At 71.2% G+C, this 15,194-nt stretch carries 11 protein-coding genes and 2 tRNA genes; 10 read left to right on the top strand and 3 right to left on the bottom strand.

Annotated features, from left to right (window positions below; translation table 11 throughout):
• Positions 1 to 63: 63 nt before the first annotated feature.
• The 5 genes from rsfS to ACFQ6X_RS02020 all read left to right on the top strand — a co-directional run bounded on the left by rsfS (position 64) and on the right by ACFQ6X_RS02020 (position 2,216).
• Positions 64 to 495 carry a ribosome silencing factor gene (gene rsfS / locus ACFQ6X_RS02040; protein ID WP_056785448.1) on the top strand — a complete coding sequence of 144 codons (432 nt, stop codon included), beginning with the start codon at positions 64 to 66 and terminating at the stop codon, positions 493 to 495.
• Positions 492 to 1,145, top strand: coding sequence for a histidine phosphatase family protein (locus tag ACFQ6X_RS02035; protein ID WP_329215348.1), 654 nt, complete (start codon positions 492 to 494; stop codon positions 1,143 to 1,145). The genes rsfS and ACFQ6X_RS02035 overlap by 4 nt, the downstream gene beginning before the upstream one ends.
• A 116-nt stretch (positions 1,146 to 1,261) precedes the next feature.
• Positions 1,262 to 1,334 (top strand) — tRNA-Ala (locus ACFQ6X_RS02030).
• Positions 1,335 to 1,768: 434 nt separating this feature from the next.
• Positions 1,769 to 2,002, top strand: coding sequence for a hypothetical protein (locus ACFQ6X_RS02025; RefSeq protein ID WP_329211167.1), 234 nt, complete (start codon positions 1,769 to 1,771; stop codon positions 2,000 to 2,002).
• Between the two features lie 141 nt (positions 2,003 to 2,143).
• Positions 2,144 to 2,216, top strand: a tRNA-Ala gene (locus ACFQ6X_RS02020).
• Positions 2,217 to 2,292: 76 nt separating this feature from the next.
• Here the strand turns inward: ACFQ6X_RS02020 and ACFQ6X_RS02015 are convergent.
• Complete coding sequence (locus ACFQ6X_RS02015) at positions 2,293 to 3,867, bottom strand: NADH-ubiquinone oxidoreductase-F iron-sulfur binding region domain-containing protein (protein WP_383174434.1); 1,575 nt, start codon at positions 3,865 to 3,867, stop codon at positions 2,293 to 2,295.
• Complete coding sequence (locus ACFQ6X_RS02010) at positions 3,864 to 5,300, bottom strand: hypothetical protein (protein WP_383174431.1); 1,437 nt, start codon at positions 5,298 to 5,300, stop codon at positions 3,864 to 3,866. Before ACFQ6X_RS02010 ends, ACFQ6X_RS02015 begins: the two co-directional genes overlap by 4 nt.
• 466 nt (positions 5,301 to 5,766) lie before the next feature.
• Between ACFQ6X_RS02010 and leuS the strand changes: the two genes are divergently transcribed.
• From leuS to ACFQ6X_RS01985, 5 genes are all read left to right on the top strand, one after another.
• Positions 5,767 to 8,640, top strand: a complete 2,874-nt coding sequence (gene leuS, locus ACFQ6X_RS02005) for a leucine--tRNA ligase (protein ID WP_383174428.1) — start codon at positions 5,767 to 5,769, stop codon at positions 8,638 to 8,640.
• Between the two features lie 198 nt (positions 8,641 to 8,838).
• Positions 8,839 to 9,531 carry a hypothetical protein gene (locus ACFQ6X_RS02000; RefSeq protein WP_383174425.1) on the top strand — a complete coding sequence of 231 codons (693 nt, stop codon included), beginning with the start codon at positions 8,839 to 8,841 and terminating at the stop codon, positions 9,529 to 9,531.
• A gap of 112 nt (positions 9,532 to 9,643) precedes the next feature.
• Positions 9,644 to 10,489 (top strand): DegV family protein, encoded by an 846-nt coding sequence (locus ACFQ6X_RS01995; protein WP_383174422.1) that lies wholly within the window; start codon positions 9,644 to 9,646, stop codon positions 10,487 to 10,489.
• An 848-nt stretch (positions 10,490 to 11,337) separates the two neighbouring features.
• A complete protein-coding gene (locus tag ACFQ6X_RS01990) occupies positions 11,338 to 12,111 on the top strand; it encodes a helix-hairpin-helix domain-containing protein (protein WP_383174419.1) in 774 nt (257 codons plus the stop codon).
• A complete protein-coding gene (locus ACFQ6X_RS01985) occupies positions 12,108 to 14,657 on the top strand; it encodes a ComEC/Rec2 family competence protein (RefSeq protein WP_383174416.1) in 2,550 nt (849 codons plus the stop codon). The genes ACFQ6X_RS01990 and ACFQ6X_RS01985 overlap by 4 nt, the downstream gene beginning before the upstream one ends.
• 32 nt (positions 14,658 to 14,689) lie before the next feature.
• On the opposite strand, the gene ACFQ6X_RS01980 is transcribed toward ACFQ6X_RS01985, so the two are convergent.
• Positions 14,690 to 15,145: a pyridoxamine 5'-phosphate oxidase family protein gene (locus tag ACFQ6X_RS01980; RefSeq protein WP_383174413.1), complete on the bottom strand. Its 456-nt coding sequence runs from the start codon at positions 15,143 to 15,145 to the stop codon at positions 14,690 to 14,692.
• Between the last annotated feature and the right edge of the window lie 49 nt (positions 15,146 to 15,194).

Genomic DNA, 15,194 nt, shown 5'->3' with positions numbered 1-15,194 from the left:
TAAGGGCTGTCGGCGGTCCGTGAGACCCTAGAGGTCGATCTGACCGCCGACGAAAGCCTGCATGTGACCGCCACGGACCGCTCCATCGAGCTCATCAACGCTGCCGCCCAGGCGGCAGCCGACCGGCTCGCGCACGACATCATCGCCTACGACGTCAGCGACGTGCTGTCGATCACCGACGCCTTCCTGCTGGCCTCGGCTCCCAACGACCGCCAGGTCAAGTCGATCGTCGACGAGATCGAGGAGCGGCTGCAGAAGGAGCTCGGCGCCAAGCCGGTACGCCGCGAGGGCGACCGCGACGCCCGCTGGATCCTCCTCGACTACGTCGACATCGTGATCCACGTCCAGCACAGCGAGGAGCGTGTCTTCTACGCGCTCGAGCGCCTGTGGAAGGACTGCCCCGAGATCGCCCTCCCCGAGGACGCCCTCAAGACCCGCGGTAAGGCCGAGGAGCACGCCCAGCTCCACGGTGTCACGGAAGGTGAGCAGAGCTGAACGGCAGCAAGGGCGGCAGAGGCCGCCGGATCGTCCTTTGGCGGCACGGCCAGACGGCGTGGAATCTGGAGCGCCGCTTCCAGGGCTCCACGGACATCGAGCTCACCGAGGCCGGCGTCGGACAGGCCCACAGGGCTGCCCGGCTGCTCGCCTCGCTGAAGCCTGATGCCATCGTGGCCTCGGACCTGCAGCGAGCAGCGGCCACGGCCGCCGAACTCGCCTCGGTCACCGGCCTCGATGTCGCACACGACTCCGCACTGCGCGAGACGTATGCGGGTGCCTGGCAGGGCCTCACCCATGAGGAGATCGTCGGGCAGTACGGCGAGCAGTACGCCGCCTGGAAGCGCGGGGAGCCCGTGCGCCGGGGCGGTGGTGAGCTGGAGACCGAGGTCGCCGACCGGGCTGCTCCGGTCGTCCTGGAGCACGCCGCCAAGCTGCCCGACGGCGGCACGCTCGTCGTGGTGAGCCACGGGGGAACGATCCGGACGACGATCGGCCGGCTGCTCGGTCTGGAGGCGCACCACTGGGAGGGGCTCGGCGGGCTCTCCAACTGCTGCTGGTCCGTGCTCGGCGAAGGTGCGCGGGGCTGGCGACTGCTCGAACACAACGCCGGGACACTCCCCGAACCGGTGCTCGGCGACGACGATTAGCGGGTGCCCGGAGCGTGTCTCCGGGCCGCGGGGGCCGGATTTCACTTTCCGGCTGGTCGCAGGCTAAAGTTCTTCTTGTTCGCAGCGCGGAAACGCAGGGAAACACAGCGAACAGCGGGGCTATAGCTCAGTTGGTAGAGCGCCTGCATGGCATGCAGGAGGTCAGGAGTTCAATTCTCCTTAGCTCCACAATCACAGGATCCCGTCCCCACCAGGGGGCGGGATCCTTTGTCGTGCCGTCGTGCCGTCGTGCCGTCGTGCAGTCGTGCCGTCAGTTGGTCCGGTCCTGGGGCGTGAGGCTGCTGCCCTGAGGGCCGGAACTCTCCCGCTGGCTCCCCTCCTCCCGCTCGGGAGCACATTCAAGCCTTCTTCTCGGGTGTGATGGCCGGTTCCGTACGGCTGATACAGGCAGTGCGGTTGTCGGCGGGCTGACCCCCTTGCGGGGCCATGGCAGAATCGGACCGCCGGAGGGGGCGATGGACCGATCGGGAGGGAGCGCGATGCCTGCGAGCCGCGAACAGGTCCCGGACCTGCCCCTTACCTCCAAGGCGCCCCCCGGCCCGGAGGCCCCGCAAGTGGCCCCCCACGCGTGCACGGCCTGCGGCCACAGTCGGAGCTGACCGATGGGTGCACACAGGCGTAAGTGCGACTGGTGCGGCAGCGGTACGCCCATCGTCAGGGACATGGATCCGGTCAATTCGGAGTTCCAGTACTGGTGCGAGGAGTGCGCGCGGGCGCTGATCATAAAAGGCGACCCCATCGAGACGTACCGGGAGCTCGAGGGGGAGCCCATCTACGGACGGCTCCTCGAGGAGCACTGCACCCTGAAGCGGTTCTACTCCTTCGCCACTGCCTGACGAGGTCCGGGCTGCCGGGCCCCTCGCTGGTCAGGGCTTCGCCAGTCGGGCATATCGGGACAGACTGGAAACGATTTGGTGAAGGGCCGGGGGGACCGTGTAATGTTCTCGATGTCGCCGGGGGAACCGGGCGATAAGCGCGGGGCTATAGCTCAGTTGGTAGAGCGCCTGCATGGCATGCAGGAGGTCAGGAGTTCAATTCTCCTTAGCTCCACAGTGAAGAAGCGGTCCATCCGAATCGGATGGACCGCTTCTTGTTGTGCACCGGGGTGCTGGGATGGGGAGCCGGATCAACTACGTCCGCTGCCCAGGGCCTTCCGCTGGGCGCTCGGGAGCACCGGACGTTCGGCTGGGGCCTGCTCGATGCGGAGGGCCAGCTCCGGGCATCGCCGTACGGCGCGCTGGGCGCGGCCCCGCAGATGCATCGGAACGGCCGCGTCCGCGAGCGCCGGGTAACCGTCGGGGCCGAGTCTGATCAGTTCGGGGACGATGTCCGCACACAGTCCGTGGCCCCGGCAGAGCGTCCAGTCGACCGCCAGCTTCTCGCCGCTCGGAATCGACTCCTCCACGTCCTCGTAACCGGGAGAGGGCAGGGGCAGTACCCCGAGCGTCTCGCGTCCGCAGCCGCCGCCCAGGACATGCGCCGCGAGGTCGTCCGTGAACGCGGACAGGGTTGACGCCAGGAAGCGCGCCGAGCCGTCCGGGTGCTTGCACGCCCCCCGGCCCTTCACGGCCTGGGTCACCTCCCGCAGCGCCTCGAGGGCGGCAGGTCCGCCGCCGTTGAGGACGTCGGAGAGTCCGCCGGCCGCGGCCGGCAGCCCGAGCTTGCACGGCCCGCACTGGCCCGCGGTCTCGGCCGCCAGCCAGTTCGCGATGCGCAGCGACTCGCCGATCGGGCAGGTCTCCGGGCCGATCGGCAGGATGGCCCCCGCACCGAGCGCACCCCCCGCCGCAGCCAGGGACGCCCGGGAGACGACGGCGTCGTGCGAGGCGTTCGCATCGATCCAGTTGCCGTGATAGCCGCCGGTGAGCACGCCCTGGGGCAGCGGCGGCGCACCGGCCAGCTGCAGTACGTACCGCAGGGGCACTCCGGTGGGCACCTCGATGACCATGGGGCGCGCCACGGCCCCGGAGACGGTGAGCAGGACCGTGCCGGGCTCGTCGGGCAGGCCGGTGTGCCCGTAGCGGCGGGAGCCGATCCGGGCCGCGACGGCGAGCTGCGCGTAAGTCTCCGCGTTCGACAGCAGGGTCGGGGCGCCGGCCACTCCGGACTCCGCCGCGCGCTCCCGGCGGCCCGGCGGCAGAGCGGGGCCACCGTTCACCGCCCGGATGACTGCCGAGGCCTCACCCGAGACCATGCGCTCCGGGGTGCGCACGACCCGGGCGCGCAGGTGCTGTCCCCGCCGGTCCGACAGTCCGCGCTCCGCCAGTGCGGCGCGGATGGAGATCTCCGTGGAGTTGCGGGTGACGGCGACGACCAGGGTGCGCGCGCCGAGTGCCTCCGCCGCGAGCAGGGCGCCGTCGAGGATGAGGTGCGGGGCGCGGTTGAGCAGGACGGTGTCCTTGCGGCAGGCGGGCTCGCCCTCACTGCCGTTGATCACGACGACGGGCCGCACTCCGCGCCGGATGGACGCCTTCGCCACGGCGCGCAGTTTCTTGCCGAACGGGAAACCTGCGCCGCCGCGGCCGCGCAGGGAGATGGACTCGGCCAGTTCGGCGAGGCGCTCGCCGTTCATCGGTTCGAGCGGGCCGTGCACCTTCAGGTGCATGGCGAGATCGATCCGCTCGACGAGGTCGAAGCCGGTCGTCAGCTGGGGAAGGCCGACTACACGGACCTCGGGTACATCGGGGAGGGGGACATTCACGGTCGGTCTCCTGCGGGTGCGTGCCAGGGCTCTCCTGCGGGAGGCGGATAGAGCCCTGGCAGCTGTTCGGTGTCGGCGTTGCCCCGGGTGCCACTGCCGTCGTATCCGGACGGGTCGACCGTGGGGACGGAGCCGGTCGAAGTGGCATCGGGGTAGGCGTAAGCGGTCTCGGTGTACAAGGGCGTGGCGTAGGCCGTCTCGGTGTACAAGGGCGTGGAGTACGCCGTCTCGGTGGGCGGGGGCGTGGAGTACGCCGTGGACTCCTGGGTGCGGGCGTAAGCGTGCTCGGGATCGTAAGAGGGGTCGGGGCCGTAGGAAGGCCTGAGCGCCTGCGCGGGGGGCGCGGGGGACGGTGCGGGCCACAGGTCGTCCGCCGCACGTTCCTGCGGGGGTACGGGGGGCCTTGAGACGGCGCGGTAGGCGGCAGAGATGCCCGGCCCTGGCCCCGGTCCCGCCGCGGCCCCTGTCGCCGTTGTGGCGTCGAGGCCCGGACCGAGCCGCTCGGAGCTGCGCGGCGGGGCTTCGTACAGAGGGGACTCGTCCGGCGTGGCCCCGTACTGCGGGGCCTCGTACAGCGGCGGGGAGGGGGCGGCGAGCGTACGGGGACGGACCGGGGTGCCGCGTACCTCGCGGTCGTCACCCCACCCGGGCGCCTCGGGCGGCAGCCCTTGTCGCTGCAGTCCCTCGCGCGACTGCGACGGCATGCGTTCCGTGCCGGCGAGCGGGGAACTGCGTATCACCGGGTCGGGTTCCGGGGGAGGGCCGTCGGGGCTGATCAGGGTGGTGACCAGATCGGTGATGAGGCGCTTGGTCGGGGCGGGCAGCAGCCGCAGGCACAGTGCGGCGGCCACGGCGATCAGGCAGAGGCTGTACATGACGACGACCCAGGTCGCTGCCTGACGGCCGGCGTACAGGCCGTGCAACAGGGCGGAGCACCAGGCCGGATAGGCCAGCCCGTGCAGCGCCCGCCAGCGGCCGGCGATCTTCCCCGGGGTGGCGAAAGCGCTGCGCATGGCACCGGTTGCCGCAGCGACGATCATCAGCAGGCCGGCCAGCGAGCCGAAGCCGATGAGTCCGGCCGTGCCGCTGACGCCGAGGCCGAAGGGTATGAGGGCGCCGATCAGTTCCACGTGCCCGAGCGAGACCTTCACGGTGCCGTGCAGCAGGAGGAAACCGAGCGAGGTGACAGCGGCGGCCCGGTGGATGCCCTGGCCGATCAGCCGCTGACGGGTCGAGAGGAAAATCCGGTCGGTGGCCAGCAGGCCCCAGGCGACCGCAGCAGTGAGCGACACCAGCGTCAGGACGCCGGTGGTGAAGTCGAGTCCGGCGCGCAAGCCGTCGCTCCCTGCGACGGCGACCAGAGGGAGGAGCACCAGCGCGGCGACGGTCAGTCCGCCCTGCACCGGGCGGCTCAGTCCTGGGCTGCTGCTCATTGAGGGGGATGAGCGGATCCTGCGATGAGGCTTCATGGGGGCGACTCCGAATGGTTCGGCAAAGCGGTCCCGTTGCCGCATGCTAAGTCGCCGCATACCGGCCAGTACGAGGTTTGAGTTGTTGCCCCGATAGAGGGCAGTACGCGGAGTAACCCCCGGAGTGTGTAGGTACTGCGCAGGGATCGTGGTGAAGTCGTGGGGCATCGGCCAGTGTGTGCGGCGCCGCTGCGGGTCCTCTGCGACGGGTATGTGCCCGGCAGCGTTCCGGGGCTGTGCGGTACCCTGACGCCATGCGTGCCGTACGCCTTCTGCTTAGCGAGCCGCGCTGATCACTACCGACCGGTGAGAATGCCTGGTCGGACTCGGCGCGGCGTCCCCTCCTGTGCGAGGGGATTTTTCGTTTCCGTAGACGTGTGTCCGTAGACGTGGGCGCCGGCAGATGACGATCGATGGAGCTTTGAGGATCATGAGCGAGACGAATTCCGCAGTCGAGGTGGCTGCGCCGCACCGCTACACGGCAGCGATGGCCGCCGACATCGAGGCACGCTGGCAGGACTTCTGGGACGCCGAGGGGACGTACGAGGCGCCCAACCCCACCGGTGACCTGGCGGACAATCCGGAACTGGCCGCCAAGCCGAAGAAGTTCATCATGGACATGTTCCCGTACCCCTCGGGTGCGGGACTGCACGTCGGCCACCCGCTGGGCTACATCGCCACCGATGTCTACGCCCGCCACCAGCGGATGACCGGGCACAACGTCCTGCACACCCTGGGCTTCGACGCCTTCGGCCTGCCCGCGGAGCAGTACGCCGTGCAGACCGGTACGCACCCCCGGGCCTCCACCGAGGCCAACATGGAGAACATGAAGGTCCAGCTGCGCCGGCTGGGCCTGGGCCACGACAAGCGCCGCTCCTTCGCGACGATCGACGCGGACTACTACAAGTGGACCCAGTGGATCTTCCTGCAGATCTTCAACTCCTGGTACGACACCGAGGCCGACCGGGCCCGCCCGATCGCCGAACTGGTCGCCCAGTTCGAGAGCGGTGAGCGCCCAACCCCGGACGGCCGCGAGTGGAACGCGCTGAGCACCGCCGAGCGAGCCGATGTGCTGGGGCAGTACCGCCTGGCGTACGCCTCCGACGCCCCCGTCAACTGGGCGCCGGGACTGGGCACCGTACTGGCCAACGAAGAGGTGACGGCCGACGGCCGTTCCGAGCGCGGCAACTTCCCCGTCTTCAAGGCCAAGCTGCGCCAGTGGAACATGCGCATCACGGCCTACGCGGACCGGCTGCTGGACGACCTGGACGGGCTGGACTGGCCCGAGGCCATCAAGCTGCAGCAGCGCAACTGGATCGGTCGCTCCGAAGGCGCGCGCGTCGACTTCCCGGTCGACGGAGCGGGTGACATCACCGTGTTCACCACCCGCCAGGACACCCTGTTCGGTGCCACCTACATGGTGCTGGCACCCGAGCACGAGCTGGTCGAGCGGATCATCCCCGCAGCCTGGCCCGAGGGCACCCACCCGGTGTGGACCGGCGGCCACGCGAGCCCCGCCGAGGCCGTGACGGCGTACCGCAAGCAGGCCGCCGCCAAGTCCGATGTGGAGCGCCAGGCCGAGGCCAAGGACAAGACCGGCGTCTTCACCGGCGCGTACGCGACCAACCCCGTCAGCGGCGCGAAGGTCCCCGTCTTCATCGCCGACTACGTTCTGATGGGCTACGGCACCGGCGCGATCATGGCCGTACCCGCGCACGACGCGCGGGACTTCGCCTTCGCGCGCGCCTTCGAGCTGCCGATGCGCTGCGTCGTCGAACCGTCGGACGACCGCGGCACCGACACCTCGACCTGGGAGAACGCCTTCGCCTCGTACGAGGCGAAGCTGGTCAACTCCGCGAACGACGAGATCTCGCTGGACGGTCTGGGCGTCGTCGACGCGAAGGCGAAGATCACCGAGTGGCTGCAGGAGCACGGAGTCGGAGAGGGCACCGTCAACTTCCGGCTGCGTGACTGGCTGTTCAGCCGGCAGCGCTACTGGGGCGAGCCCTTCCCGATCGTGTACGACGAGGAGGGCATCGCCCACCCGCTGCCCGAGTCGATGCTGCCGCTGGAGCTGCCCGAGGTCGAGGACTACTCGCCGCGCACCTTCGACCCGGAGGACGCCGACACCCAGCCCGAGACGCCGCTGTCCCGTAACGCCGACTGGGTCAACGTCACGCTGGACCTGGGCGACGGGGCTGGTCTGCGAAGTTACCGCCGCGAGACCAACACCATGCCGAACTGGGCGGGTTCCTGCTGGTACGAGCTGCGCTACCTGGACCCGCACAACGACCGGCAGCTGGTCGACCCGGCGATCGAGCAGTACTGGATGGGTCCGCGGGAAGGCCAGCCGACCGGTGGTGTCGACCTGTACGTCGGCGGTGCCGAGCACGCCGTGCTGCACCTGCTGTACGCGCGTTTCTGGTCCAAGGTGCTGCACGACCTGGGACACGTCTCGTCCGCCGAGCCGTTCCACAAGCTGTACAACCAGGGCATGATCCAGGCCTTCGTGTACCGGGACAGCCGTGGCATCGCCGTCCCGGCCACCGAGGTCGAGGAGCGCGACGGGGCGTACTACCACCAGGGCGAGAAGGTCAGCCGTGTCCTGGGCAAGATGGGCAAGTCACTGAAGAACGCCGTGACGCCCGACGAGATCTGCGGCGAGTACGGGGCGGACACGCTGCGCCTGTACGAGATGGCCATGGGCCCGCTGGATGTATCGCGGCCTTGGGACACACGGGCCGTGGTGGGCCAGTACCGGCTGCTGCAGCGGCTGTGGCGCAATGTCGTCGACGAGGAGACCGGTGAGGTCACCGTGGTCGCCACGGAGCCCGACGAGGACACGCTGAGGGCGCTGCACAAGGCCATCGACGGTGTCGGCCAGGACATGGCCGGGATGCGCTTCAACACCGCCATCGCCAAGGTCACCGAGCTGAACAACCACCTGACGAAGTCGGGCGGCCCGCTGTCGCGGTCGGTCGCCGAGCGGCTGGTGCTGCTGGTCGCACCGCTGGCCCCGCACGTGGCGGAGGAACTGTGGCGTCGGCTGGGCCACAGCGAGTCCGTCGTGCACCAGGACTTCCCGGTCGCCGACCCGGCCTACGTCGTGGACGAGACCGTGACCTGCGTGGTGCAGATCAAGGGCAAGGTCAGGGCACGCCTGGAGATCTCCCCGTCGATCACGGACGAGGAGCTGGAAGCGCTGGCGCTGGCCGACGAGGGCGTCGTGGCCGCGCTGGGCGGAGCCGGGATCCGCAAGGTGATCGTGCGGGCCCCCAAGCTGGTCAACATCGTCCCCGCGTGACGGCAGGGGCCCGTTGACCCGGTCCGGTACGGCTCAGGGACCGCTCCCGGCGGTCGCGGAGCGGTTCCCGGACCGGCCTTGGGGCTTTCCCCTACGGGCAGGTTGGGGGTTCGGATGGAACCCCTGGCCTGCCCGTTCCGTTTACCGTAGAAGGGGCGACCGCACACCGGCAGCCACATCGACAACCGAGGGGCGTTCATGGAAGCCGTGATCCTGATCCTGACGCTGCTCTTCGTAGCGTTCATGGCGCTCGGGGTGTACGCCGGAGTGAAGGCCGTCCGCGCCGCCAAGCGTGGCGTGGACCGCACGATCACGCAGGCGCGCCGCTCCGTCGAGGACACCGCGCTGCGGGCCAAGAGCTACGGCCAGCCGGGCGTCCAGGGGGAGCTTGCGCAGCTGCGGCTCGCTCTGCGGACGTCGATGCGCGCCACCCAGGACGCACTCGCTGCGGGGGTGGCGGAGGATTCCTCGCTGTCGGAGTCGATGGGACTTTTCCAGCGGCTCAGCGCGCACGGACGAGAGCTCGACAACGAACTGAAGAGGCTGGAGCGCGAACCCGACCGGGCGACGGTCGCCACGCTGCTGCCGAGCCTGAAGGAGCGCACTGAGCGCATCACGCACTCGGCGGAGTCGCTGCGCTGGGCGGCGCGTGACCGGGCGCGTCAGTTCGCCGACGACGATCTGGCGGCGCTGAACGCCCAGATCGACGTGGAGGCGGGTGCTCTGCGGCACTGGACGACGGAGGAGCCGTCGACGCAGGACGGTGCGACGGCGCAGAGCTGGAGCGGCCCGGCCGACGAAGAGGCCCCACAGGCGCTCACGCCTCCGGACCCGCGACTGCAGACCGGGTACCCGTGGCAGAAGTCCGCGAGGCCGGAGACCACGAACTGACACGGAACGCCCGTGACCGGGACCGGCAGGAATCTTTCCGCACCGACTGGGAATGATCGGCAGTCCGGGCCCGAGCTGCCGTGCCCCCGTCCCGGAAGGTAACCTCCGGCTCATGTCCCGCCATGTCGCGATCGTCACCGATTCAACGGCCTACCTGCCGCACCAGACGATGGAACGGCACGGCATCACCGCAGTGCCCCTGACCGTGGTCCTGGGTGACCAGGCTCTGGAGGAGGGCACGGAGATCTCGGCCAGGTCGCTGGCTCTGGCCCTGCAGAAGCGCCGCTCCGTGACCACGTCCCGGCCCAGCCCCGAAGTCTTTGCCGCCACCTACCGTGCCGCGGCCGAGGCAGGGGCCACGGGCATCGTCTCCCTCCACCTGTCGGCCGAGTTCTCGGGCACGTACGACGCCGCCCTGCTCGCCGCGAAGGACGCGCCGGTGCCGGTACGGGTGGTGGACACCGGCATGGTCGCCATGGCGCTGGGATTCTGCGCGCTGGCCGCGGCGGAGACGGCAGGGGCGGGCGGTGACCTGGACGCGGCGGTCGCGGCGGCGGAGAAGCGGGCAGCGGGCACATCCGCGTACTTCTACGTCGACACACTGGACTACCTGCGCCGGGGCGGGCGCATAGGCGCCGCTCAGGCGCTGCTCGGGTCCGCCCTCGCGGTGAAACCGCTACTCACACTGGACGGCGGACGTATCGAGCTGCTGGAGAAGGTACGGACGGCGTCCAAGGCGATCGCGCGGCTCGAGGAGATCGTCGCCGAGCGGGCCGGAACGGGTGCGGTGGACATCGCCGTGCACCATCTGGCCGCTCCGGAGCGGGCGGAGAGACTGGCGGAGCGGCTGCGGGAGCGGGTTCCGGGGCTGGTCGAGCTGCATGTCAGCGAAGTGGGTGCGGTGATCGGGGCCCATACCGGCCCCGGGCTGTTGGGGGCCGTGGTCTCGCCCCGGTGATCCCGCCCTGCGTGTTCGGCCGTCGGCCTCACTCCGGCGAGTGAGGGGAATATCCACAACCGGTGGGTTATCCACCGGAATTGAGGCCTCCGGACGGAATTCGCGGGAAGTGTCTAGCGTCGTGACACATGGCCCTCCGATCACTTCACGCAGCCAGCCGCGCAACCATCCGACCGACCAGCCGCGCCGCACACCGCGCCGCACACCGCGCCACGCGCGGGCCAGGACTTGGGGACGGGCACGTGCCCGGACCGGCTCCCGGACCAGCTCCCGGACCAGCTCCCGGACCAGCTCTGGGCCTTGCCGAAGATGCCCGGCACGGTCCGGGCGGTGCCGGCCCCCGTTCGGGCACTGGTCCCGGCGTCAGGCCCGGGGGAGGGGCGGGCACCGGACCCGGTGCCCGCCGTGGTCATCGGCGCAGGGCTGGGCGCGGACACGACGCTGAGGTCGCCAGGGCTTCACGTCGCCGCGCGGACGCGCTGATGGGGGCGTACGGAGGGGTCGGCGGCCGGCACGCGAGGGGAAGGGCCGCCCCCGCCGGGATTCCTGCCCCTTCTGAGGTCGTTGCTCCCGCTGGGCTCGTCGCCCCTGCTGGGGGCGTCGCTCCCGCCGCCTCCGGGACGACGATCCCCGTGACGGTCGCAGTCGGTGCTCCGGTGGTGTCCCCTTCACCCGCCGCATCCGCTCAGGCGCCCGCGCCTGCGCCCGCTCGCGTTCCCGGCCCCGCCTCCGCTCGTGTGCGGGGCGCCAGGACGGTTCCCTCCTGGGCGTCGGCCTCCATGCCGATGGCAAGCACTGTTGCCGCCCGGGCGACGACGGAGCCGGAGCAGGTTCGTGACGCACCGCCCGTGAGCGGAGGCACAACAGCGCTGTCGCGGCGGTGGCAGGCCGTCGGGCCCGCCCTGCGGGAGCGGTTACCGCTGTGGGTGCAGCTCCGGTGCGGTCTGGAACCAAAAGCGCTCGCAGCGCTCGCTGTTGTCCTGGCAGGGGCCGCGGCCCTCGCCGCCACGCACTTCTGGTCGGTGCGTCCCCAGCCCGTACACGCCCCCGAGCAGGTGAAGGAGGCCGCAGCGGCGCACGCGGCCGCGCCGGGATCCTTCGACTCCCAAGGCCCCGGTCTGATGCCCGGGCCGTCCGCCGTGCCGCCCCCGGCAGCCGCGGTGGGCGGGCAGATCGTCGTCGACGTCAGCGGCAAGGTGCGACGGCCTGGAATCCAGCGTCTGCCCGCGGGTTCACGGGTTGCCGACGCACTGCGCGCAGCGGGAGGCGTGCGCGAGGGCACGGATGTCACCGCGCTCAACCGGGCGCGGGTGCTGACGGACGGCGAGCAGGTCGTGGTGGGTGTGCCCTCGGTCCAGCCCGCCGCGGGCGGATCGGCGGGTGGAACGGCCGGTGGCGGAGGCGAGAGGGCAGGGCAGGCGGGACCGCCGGCGCCGGTCAGCCTGACGACCGCCACTGTCGAGCAGTTGGAGACACTTCCCGGCGTCGGACCGGTCCTCGCCCAGCACATCGTCGACTACCGCACCGAGCACGGGGGTTACCGGTCCGTCGACGAACTCCGCGAGGTGAACGGGATCGGTGACCGCCGATTCGCGGATCTCCGGCCGCTGGTCAGGCCATGACCGGCGCCGACGTCCATGCGGTCGCGGGTGGCCGACTGGGTGCCGCCGATCCGCGGCAGGAAGGTCCCATCGATCTCCGGCTCGTTCCGCCCGCCCTGGCGGCATGGGCGGCGGCCGCGGTCGCCCTCGTGGTGCCGGGGCGATGGACGGCCGTCGGGGCCGCCCTCTGCACCTGCATCGCCCTGGGGCTTCTGGTGGTGCCTCGGCTGTCTGCCCGGGCAGGACGCGCCGGGACCGGTGGGGGCGCCGGTGGTGACCCGCCCGCGGGGGAAGCAGCCGGGGCGTGGCGGCCCGGGTCCAGAGCGACAGCCGCTGCCGCGGCGCTGCTCTGTGCCGCCGCCGGGGCTGCTTCGGCGGGGCTCCACGCTGCGGATGTGCGGAGCGGCCCCGTCCCCGGCCTGGCGCGGGACCACACGCGGGTCGAGGTGGAGGTGACGGTCACGTCGGACCCGCGGCAGACCCGGCCGCGGGTCCGGGGCGACCACAGCACCCCCGTATCCCTGCTCCTCGACGCCGAGGTCGATCGGCTGAGGGCTCCCGGAGGTGCCGTCACCCGGCTCCGTACCCCCGTCCTCGTCATGGTCGCGCCCGGTGAAGCGGCAGCACAGTGGCGGCGGCTGCTGCCGTCGACCAGGCTCCGTCTGAGCGGACGGCTCGCACCACCGCGCCACGAAGGGGAGCGCCTTGCCGCGGTGCTGGGCACGGACGCCGACGAGGCGCCGCGGATCATCGGCCGGCCGACGCTCCTCCAACGCACGGCGGGAGAGCTGCGCGCCGGGCTGCGGGAGGCGACGGACGGGCTCCAACCCGATGCGCGGGCGCTCCTGCCCGGGCTGGTCGTCGGCGATACCTCCCGGGTCCCGCCCGAGCTGCACGAAGCCTTCAAGGCCACCGACCTCACCCACCTGCTCGCCGTCTCGGGCGCCAACCTGTCGATCCTGCTCTTCCTGCTCATCGGCCCACCCGGCACCGCCCTGCGCAGCGAACGCGGCGGTCTGGCACCCAGGCTGGGGATCTCCCTGCGGATGACGGCACTGGTCGGCGGTGGGATCGCACTCGCCTTCGTCCTCGTCTGCCGCCCCGAGCCGAGTGTTCTGCGTGCGGCGGCCTGCGGGTTGATCACACTGCTCGCCATCGGCACGGGCCGTCGCAGATCACTCCTTCCCGCGCTGGCGGCCGCTGTCCTGCTGTTGGTGCTCTACAACCCGTGGCTGGCCCGCAGTTACGGGTTCCTGCTGTCCGCGCTGGCCACCGGAGCTCTTCTGACGCTTGCGCCGCGTTGGAGCAGCGCCCTGCAACGGCATCGGGTTCCGCCGCGGCTCGCCGAGGCGCTGGCTGCCGCAGGCGCAGCTCAAGCGGTGTGTGCACCCGTGGTCGTGGTCCTCGCCTCACGGGTCAGCCTGGTGGCGATCCCCTGCAATCTGCTGGCCGAGTTCGCGGTGGCGCCCGCGACCGTCCTGGGCTTCGCCGCGCTGGCGGTCGCCCCCGTGGCCATGCCCGTGGCCGAACTGCTCGCCGGAGCCGCCGGCTGGCCGGTCGGGTGGATCGCGTCGGTGGCCCGCTACGGAGCAGGCCTCTCGGGAGCGGAGGTTGACTGGCCGGGAGGCTTGCCGGGGGCGGCACTCCTGGCAGGGCTCACCGTCGTCGTCGTGCTGTCCGCACGCCGCCTCGCCCGACATCCCTGGGTCTGTTCGGCCGCAGGCCTCCTTCTGGTCCTGGCCGTACTGAGACCCGTGCCGCTCACCCGGATCATGACCGGATGGCCGCCTCCGGGCTGGGCGTTCGCGATGTGCGACGTGGGGCAGGGAGACGCCATGGTCCTTGCCGCGGGCGAGGGCACGGGGGTGGTCGTCGACACCGGTCCCGATCCCCGCCTCGTCGACCGGTGCCTGCGCGACCTCGGCATCACCCGCGTGCCGCTCCTCGTGCTCACCCACTTCCACGCCGACCATGTGCGGGGCCTGCCGGGTGCGCTGCGCGGAAGGCGGGTCGGAGCGATCCAGACGACGAGCCTCGGCGAACCGGCGGACCAGGCCTCGTTCGTGAGGAGAACGGCGGCTGCGGCACACGTTCCCTTGGTGCCGGCCATTCCCGGAGAGCGCCGACGGCTCGGCCCGCTCGACTGGCGGGTTCTCTGGCCGGCAGCCGACTCGCGAGGTACGGCGCCCGCCTTCGTCACCGAGGAGCCGAACGACTCCAGCGTGACCCTCTTCGTACGGTCCGGCGGGCTGACCCTCCTGCTCCTGGGCGACCTCGAACCCCCAGCCCAGCAGGGGGTGTTGCGCAGCTACCCGGCGCTGCCCCGGGTGGACGTGCTCAAGGTGGCGCACCACGGCTCCGCGTACCAGGATCCCGCCCTCCTGCGCAGCGCTCGTCCGAGGCTCGCCCTCATCTCCTGCGGAGCCGACAATCCGTACGGGCACCCGGCGGCCCGTACGGTCGAGGCGCTCGGGGCAGCGGGAGCGAAGGTTCTGCGTACGGACACCGACGGTGCGATCGCGGTGACGGGCGCCGGGGCGGAACTGCGCGCGGCAGGTCGCTCATGAGCGCGCGGGCCGGGCGGTGTCGCGCCGACCTGTCAGATCAGCCAGTTCCCCTCGGTCATCAGCTCACGCCCGGCCAGCTCGTTCACTTCTCGCCACGCCTTGACGGTGTCCGGGGTGATGCGCAGGTACACCCATGCAGGTCGCCCTCGCGGGTCCCAGTGGAGCTTCGCGGTGAACGCGTCCCCGGACTCGGCGGGGAGCTCCGCCCCCTCCACGACCTCGGCCGTCCCCTCGATGAGCACCACGTCACGGGTGTGGCCCAGGGTGACCCTGGCCTGTCCGGACGGCGTCACGTTGACCGCTGTCGGATTGGTGCGCCGGGTGGCCAGCAGCAGCGTCCCCCGGTCCCACACGAACGACAGCGGCACCAGGCAGGGCACACCGTCCGCCGAGGCCGTGGCAACCCAGGCGTCGTCGTCCTTCTCCAGGTGCTCGAGCACGTCCTGTTTGCGCTGTTCCGGGCCGCGTGCCGGCTCTCGCTTCGTCATGGTCCACACGCTAGCCATCAGTTGTGTCCACTACCTCCGTCGGCGGTCC

Source organism: Streptomyces sp. NPDC056452, assembly GCF_042796085.1.
Classification (GTDB): Bacteria; Actinomycetota; Actinomycetes; order Streptomycetales; family Streptomycetaceae; genus Streptomyces.
Note: the sequence above shows the minus strand (reverse complement) of the source record. Positions and strands in the feature narration are given on the sequence as shown.